This is a genomic window from Agriterribacter sp. (assembly GCF_035445465.1).
Classification (GTDB): Bacteria; Bacteroidota; Bacteroidia; order Chitinophagales; family Chitinophagaceae; genus Agriterribacter.
Map to the genome: position 1 here is coordinate 154,601 of NZ_DAOMQT010000007.1, position 7,229 is coordinate 161,829.

At 43.8% G+C, this 7,229-nt stretch carries 4 protein-coding genes; 3 read left to right on the forward strand and 1 reads right to left on the reverse strand.

Annotation, left to right across the window (positions count from 1 at the left end):
* Positions 1 to 20: 20 nt before the first annotated feature.
* Entirely contained in the window at positions 21 to 1,727 is a 1,707-nt protein-coding gene (locus PLE34_RS06145) for a M23 family metallopeptidase (RefSeq protein ID WP_324554983.1), read from the reverse strand.
* A 496-nt stretch (positions 1,728 to 2,223) separates the two neighbouring features.
* Between PLE34_RS06145 and PLE34_RS06150 the strand changes: the two genes are divergently transcribed.
* The 3 genes from PLE34_RS06150 (at position 2,224) to PLE34_RS06160 (ending at position 7,124) form a co-directional block, all read left to right on the forward strand.
* The gene (locus PLE34_RS06150) at positions 2,224 to 2,418 is read left to right on the forward strand and encodes a hypothetical protein (protein WP_324554985.1); all 195 of its coding nucleotides are present in this window, start codon (positions 2,224 to 2,226) and stop codon (positions 2,416 to 2,418) included.
* A 438-nt stretch (positions 2,419 to 2,856) separates the two neighbouring features.
* Positions 2,857 to 5,736 (forward strand): carbamoyl-phosphate synthase large subunit, encoded by a 2,880-nt coding sequence (gene carB / locus PLE34_RS06155; RefSeq protein ID WP_324554987.1) that lies wholly within the window; start codon positions 2,857 to 2,859, stop codon positions 5,734 to 5,736.
* A gap of 335 nt (positions 5,737 to 6,071) precedes the next feature.
* Positions 6,072 to 7,124, forward strand: a complete 1,053-nt coding sequence (locus PLE34_RS06160; protein ID WP_324554989.1) for an NAD-dependent epimerase — start codon at positions 6,072 to 6,074, stop codon at positions 7,122 to 7,124.
* The last annotated feature ends 105 nt before the right edge of the window (positions 7,125 to 7,229 follow it).

The following is a 7,229-nucleotide window of genomic DNA, read 5'->3' on the forward strand; positions in this document are numbered from 1 at the left end:
GACTGCTCACCCCTCACCCCCTACCTGGTAAATGTAAAAACCTGTTCCGCCACATTACCGGCTTCATCCGCCACGCTTATTTTTAATGTGTGCTCACCCGGCGTGCATTGTTCATCAAAAATATATATGAAATTCTTGCCCTTATCATTGGTAAACCGCAGCCATTTGCCATCTAATTCCGCCCTGAAATTTTTAATACCTCCCATATTATCTGTTGCGGTAAACAGCAGCCTCGAAGCCTTGCTCATGTCCTGCCCGCTTTTGAACCCTACCGGAATAATTTCGGGAGGAGTTTCATCCAGCACCAATTGAAAACTGCCGAAACTGTTGAATTTGGCTACCGCCCATCCGTTTTGCCATTCCACTTTCCTTATTTCCTTTTTTGTTCCGGCAAAGCGTTGCATCAGCACCCTGTTCATTTTTCCGGGAAGCAGTGCGGAGTCGGGCTTTATGCGCACCACCAGTCCTTCCTGCAAAGGAATATATGCGGCGCCAATAGTATGTATGGCAGATACCACCACGGGGTTTACTGAAACCGACCTGCGGTAAGCGATCTGCACAGAATCGTACAAGCCGCCTTCACCAATATAAAATTCGCAATCCGCGCTTCCTTCTCCCACATTTATCATAAAAGGATAATACATTTTGCCTGACGGGGCCGCGGGAGCAGTAGCGGAGGGTTTATACTGAATTTTAAAGCGCAGCGTAGCGGCATTGTTGGCCGCGTCTTTTGTTTCAATGCGGATGTTGTGCGCTGTTCCTTCCGTTAGCCGGATAACGCCGTTTCCTTTTTGCTGGCGATAGATACTATTGACATACCCGGGCAGTTCCGATAAATGTTGCAGGTAGGGGCCGCCATTGGCTTTGGTTTTATAGTCTATATGCGCGTTCAGGTAGCGGGTGTTGTAATAGCTGATCGTATCCATGGTAAAACGGATAATTTCCGCTCCGTTATCATACAAAATGCCCTGGAAAATACCATTTTGATTGGGTGCGGCCGACTGTGCATCGTAGCTGGTAACCGCAAAACTCACCTTATCTGATGATACAGTTATTGTGGAGGGAACAGTTATATAGCCTTCGGCCGTTTTTTTAATGGTAATGATCTTCGGCGATTGATCATAGAGGCTTTTGTTGCGGTCGTATATGGCTAACCTTTGGATAACAGGAGGTACATTATCTGCTATTAGAAACCCGAACAGGATAGGGTTAAGGTTTGTATCCGTTTCGGTATCGCGTATTTCAAAATGCAGATGCGGGCCCTGCGAGCCGCCTGTATTACCGCTATACGCAATAACATCCGCCTGTTTAACCGGAAACAATTCCATTGGAATGTCTAAGTAAACGTTCCACGATTCCAGCTTGTATTGCTGTTGCTTTACGTACGCTTCTAACTTTGGAAAGAAAGCGTTGAGATGCGCATATACCGTAGTTAGTCCGTTGGGGTGATTGATATAGATGGCCCGTCCGAAGCCAAACGGCTCAATCTTAATTCTGGCTATATAGCCATCAGCGGCTGCGTGCACCGGCAGGTTTTCTGCCCGGTTGGTCTTAAAATCAAGCCCCATATGATAATGATTGGGACGGAGCTCGCCGAAATTGCCCGATAAGCTTGCAGGAATATTCAATGGCTTAATAAAATATCCTTTGGGATAGCTATTGAGTGAAAGGTTTTGGGCAAATGAATGGGAAGCTGATAAAAGCAACAAAAAGAAAATACATCTCATCAACAAAGTAATTCGTATATGTTAGGTAACAAATCTACCCATGATTGGTTTAACGGTAAAATCATTTTCTTTATTCCTGCTATGATCTGTATTTTATGGGGAATACTTAACAATGATTTTTTTAAAAATGCATTTAAAATGTTGAAATATGCACAGCATTTTAAAGTCTGGCATTCTCTTTGAGAAATAAAATATAACTGCCCCTGAAAAAAACAGATACTGTTTTGCCCGCTCTGTAAAGATTGTTACAACTCTTTTTCAGATTTGTTTAAGTTTCCCAATATTTTGAAAAACCGGTAAGGTAAGTGAAGTATTAAAATGCTTATTATACCCTAAACAGGGTATAATAAGGAGAAACACTGATTTGATTTTTGATAATAATCTTTGAAATGACGAAAAAACCCTTAAAAGAGCGTACTATTTTCAAACTATAATACAGCGTTTTTCGTCTATATATTGTCTACTATTATATTGTTGAATCTATAAATTGAATGTTATGAAAGGAATGAAAAGAAAAATTGTACTGGCGTTGGCCATCATGACAGGAACGGTAATCGGCACTTTTCGCGGAGAAACAGCGAAACAGCGGTTTATTACAAAGGTGAAGGATAAATATGAAGATCATAACAAGATTCGACAACAGGAGATCATGCTTGATGAATTTGAACTTTCTGCGTTCCATACCAGTTAGTTCTGTTATAATATTTTTAAAAGACACTGGCATTCAGCAGTGTCTTTTTTTATGTACCTGAGTAAGCTACGCCTTACAGGCAAAGCTTCTATCTATGTTAGTAACCATAAGATGCCATATCGTGAAGGTGAGAGGATAGAGGTGAAAAGGCAATGGTGAATGGCGCATTCCCTACTCACCATTCACTTTTCTCGTTTCTCGTTTCTCGTCTCACATCATCCACCTCTCAGAAAGAACCATACAACATATTACAATTAACCCCGCACAAATACCTGTAACATGGCCCATTCCTCTATAAATTACGTCTCTCCGAAATATTAAGCCCCGGAGTTTCGCATTTAATTTTTCAACCCGTACCTTTGCCCGGTTTTTTCAGTGCCAACCCAGGAGGTTTATACGGAAAATGCCCACCTGATTCTTTCAAATCTTTATTAAGCAATGCCTAAAGACAATTCTATCAAAACGGTTCTGATCATTGGTTCAGGCCCCATTATTATCGGACAAGCATGTGAATTTGATTATTCGGGAACACAAGCCTCCCGGAGCCTGCGGGAAGAGGGGGTTAAGGTTATATTAATTAATAGCAATCCCGCTACTATCATGACCGACCCTATGATGGCCGACAAAGTGTATTTGTTACCCTTAACAGTGGAAAGCATTGAGCAAATACTGGAAGAGAACCAGATTGACGCAGTTTTGGCTACCATGGGCGGACAAACCGCGTTGAATTTGGCTAAGGAAGCCAATGAGCTGGGCATTTGGGAAAAACATGGGGTAAGGTTAATAGGAGTGGATATTAAAGCTATAGACAAGGCAGAAGACCGGGAACTTTTTCGCAAGTGGATGATTGAGCTGGGAATAGCAGTGGCGCCTGCCAGGACTGCTAACTCATTTTTGGAAGGGAAGGAGTTTGCCCAGGAAATAGGATTTCCTTTAGTAATACGGCCTTCTTATACCCTTGGTGGAACGGGTGGGGGCTTTGTGCATAGCAAAGAGTTTCTGGATGACGCGCTTGAGAGAGGTTTATCTGCTTCCCCCATACATGAGGTGCTGGTGGAAAAGGCGGTACTGGGCTGGAAAGAATTTGAGCTGGAGCTTTTGCGCGATGATGCCAATAATGTAGCCATAATATGTACGGTGGAGAATTTTGATCCTATGGGTATCCATACGGGCGATTCCATTACGGTGGCCCCGGCGATGACCCTCAGCGATACCGCCTTCCAGCTCATGCGTAATACTGCCATCCGCATGATGCGCGACCTCGGAAATTTTTCCGGGGGATGTAATGTGCAGTTTGCCCTTAATCCCGCAACGGAAGAAATTATTGCTATCGAAATCAATCCGCGGGTGAGCCGGTCGTCGGCGCTGGCTTCCAAGGCCACCGGTTATCCCATAGCTAAGATAGCTGCAAAGCTGGCTATCGGCTATAACTTAGATGAGCTCAAAAACCAGATCACCCAATCTACCTCCGCATATTTTGAGCCAACACTCGATTATGTTATTGTGAAGATGCCCCGCTGGAACTTCGATAAGTTTAAAGGAGCCAACGATACCCTCGGGCTCCAGATGAAATCGGTAGGTGAAGTAATGTCTATCGGACGCTGCTTCACCGAAGCCATTCAAAAAGCGTGTCAGAGCCTCGAAAATGAAGCGGTGGGTTTGGGATATTATGGAAAAAGCATGATGCGGCCGGAAGAAGTGGTGGAATACCTGAAAACACCAAAGTGGGACAGGATATTCCGCATTAAGGATGCGCTTATGATGGGCGTAAGCGTAAAATCTATTTGTGAAGCTACTTATATTGACCGCTGGTTTATTTACCAGATACAGCAAATTGTAAGTATTGAGAAAAAGCTGGCGGAACACAACCGCGAAACCTTGCCTGATGATTTACTGATACAGGCCAAGCATAATGGCTTCAGCGATGAACAGATTTGCCGTATTATGAAAGATGGTAAAGACGAAGACATTTATGAGCGCAGAAAAAAAATGGGGCTAACCCGCGTATACAAAATGGTAGATACCTGCGCTGCCGAATTTGAAGCTAAAACCCCTTATTTCTACTCCAGTTTTGAGGCGCCCTCCTCTTCAGATAACGGGAAAGCCGCCGTAATACATAATGAAAGCATAGTACATTCGGCTAAAACAACTTCTTCAGGCGCTTCTAAAGGATCCGTGCTGGTGCTGGGCTCCGGCCCCAACCGTATAGGACAGGGTATTGAATTTGATTATTGTTGTGTGCACGGTTTACTTGCAATAAAAGAATGCGGGTATGAAGCCATCATGGTAAACTGCAACCCTGAAACGGTTTCAACCGATTTCGACATAGCCGATAAGCTCTATTTTGAACCGGTATTCTGGGAGCATTTATGGGAAATAGTGGAATATGAAAAACCGGTGGGCGTTATTGTGCAGTTGGGCGGACAAACCGCTTTAAAATTGGCCAAACGGCTTCATGAAAAGGGCATCCGTATCATCGGCACCTCCTTTGATAATATGGATATTGCCGAAGACCGCGGACGTTTTAGCGATGAGCTAAAAGCATTAGGTATTCCCTACCCCCGATATGGCACAGCATTCAATGCAGATGATGCCATTGAAATAGCCAGGGAAGTAGGCTACCCGGTGCTGGTGCGCCCCAGCTATGTGCTCGGAGGGCAAAGAATGCGTATTGTGCTGAATGATGAAGAGCTCGAAAAAGGAGTGCTGAGCTTATTAAAACATCTTCCGGGAAATAAAATCCTGATAGATCATTTCCTCGACCGTTGCCAGGAAGCGGAAGTAGATGCCATTTTTGACGGAGAAACCTTTCATGTAATGGGCGTAATGGAGCATATAGAACCGGCGGGTATCCACAGTGGCGACAGCAATGCCGTGCTGCCTGCCTTCAACCTTAGCCCGCTGGAAGTAACCACCATGGAAGTGTATTCAGAAAAAATTGCCCGCGCGCTGGACATCCGGGGACTGATCAATATCCAGTTTGCTATTAAAGACGGGGTAGTATATGTAATAGAAGCCAACCCCCGGGCTTCCCGCACAACACCTTTCATAGCGAAGGCCTACCAGATCCCCTATCTTAACATAGCTACTAAAGTAATGCTGGGAGAAGTAAAGCTCAAAGACCTTAAATTTGAGAAGAACCTGAAAGGATTTGCTATTAAAGAGCCTGTTTTCAGCTTTGATAAGTTCCCCGGTGTAAATAAAGAATTAGGGCCGGAGATGAAATCCACGGGTGAAGCTATCCGCTTTATTAAGGATTTACGCGACCCTTATTTCAGAACCCTGTATAAGGAAAGAAGCATGCATTTGAGCAAGTAAGGCGATTTGCGGTGATCAGGTATCAGCTTATTAGCAGTCAGCCAGGTTACTGCTAATAATAGGATAAATACTCCTTGCTTGTATTGCTCATGGCTGATAGCCGATTGCTGACAGCCTCCTTCGGATTTTTGATTTGTGGTTCATCGTTTATGGGTCATGGTTGCATTTCGCTTCTTCAGTCTCCGGATTTTGCTTGCCATAGTAGGCACGAACCATCTGTATCTATTTGTTTTTTTATGATTTGGTACTTTGTATTCCTTTCGAGTTTAGCGCTTCCGGCTTTGAGCTTTATTTACCGTTAGTTTATTTACTTTGCAGCCATAAATAATAAAAGCATGAAAATATTAATAACCGGAACAGCAGGGTTTATTGGATTCCATTTGGCTAATTACCTGATACAGCGGGGTGATGAGGTAGTGGGATTGGATAGTATTAATGATTATTATGATATAGGTCTCAAATATACCCGCCTGCAAACTGCCGGTATAGAAAAGGAGGCTATTGAATACAATCAACTGGTACCCAGTTCCAAACATGCTAATTACAGGTTTATTCAGCTTCAGTTGGAAGATAAAGGGAATCTGGAAAAATTATTTGCGGCTCAGCAGTTCGACAAAGTATGTAATCTTGCCGCCCAGGCGGGTGTGCGTTATAGCCTTACGAATCCCGATGCGTACATTAACAGTAATATTGTAGGGTTCCTTAATATACTGGAGTGTTGCCGCCATAATAATGTCAAACATCTTGCTTATGCCAGCAGTTCGAGCGTATATGGGCTCAATGGTAAATCGCCTTTCGCCACGTCCGATAATGTAGATCATCCCATTTCCTTATATGCTGCCAGTAAAAAGAGCAATGAGCTCATGGCGCATACCTACAGTCATTTGTTTAAAATACCCACTACCGGCCTCCGGTTTTTTACGGTATACGGTCCATGGGGAAGACCGGATATGGCCTTGTTTTTATTTACCAAAGCCATACTTGAAAACAAGCCCATACAGGTGTTTAACAACGGCAATATGGTAAGAGATTTTACCTATATAGCCGACATCGTAGAAGGAGTAGTGAGGGTAATTGATAACCCCCCGGCCGGTAACAGCTCCTGGGATGCTGCCCACCCCGACCCTTCTACTTCTACCGCTCCCTATAAAGTATATAATATTGGAAACAATAACCCGGTTCGCTTACTGGATTTTATTGAAGCCATTGAAGAAGCCCTGGGTAAAAAGGCTGAAAAGCAATTCCTGCCTATGCAACCGGGAGATGTTGCTGCTACCTGTGCCGATGTACAGGACCTGGTGAGCAATTTGCATTATAAGCCCGACACAAAAGTACAGGAGGGTATACAGCGTTTTATTGAGTGGTACAGGGATTATTACAAGGTATGAAATGGGGAAAATATGGAAGGGGCTGTCTGAAAAGTAATATTTAGCCACGAAGTCACGAAAACACAAAGAAAATAAAACCTGAAAATCAGGGCTTTGTGCCCTTGT

What these genes read in the sequence shown, in the direction of transcription:
- PLE34_RS06145 (WP_324554983.1), bottom strand. Translation starts at nt 1,727, where the DNA reads ATGAGATGTATTTTCTTTTTGTTGCTTTTATCAGCTTCCCATTCATTT.
- PLE34_RS06150 (WP_324554985.1), top strand. Translation starts at nt 2,224, where the DNA reads ATGAAAGGAATGAAAAGAAAAATTGTACTGGCGTTGGCCATCATGACA.
- carB (WP_324554987.1), top strand. Translation starts at nt 2,857, where the DNA reads ATGCCTAAAGACAATTCTATCAAAACGGTTCTGATCATTGGTTCAGGC.
- PLE34_RS06160 (WP_324554989.1), top strand. Translation starts at nt 6,072, where the DNA reads ATGAAAATATTAATAACCGGAACAGCAGGGTTTATTGGATTCCATTTG.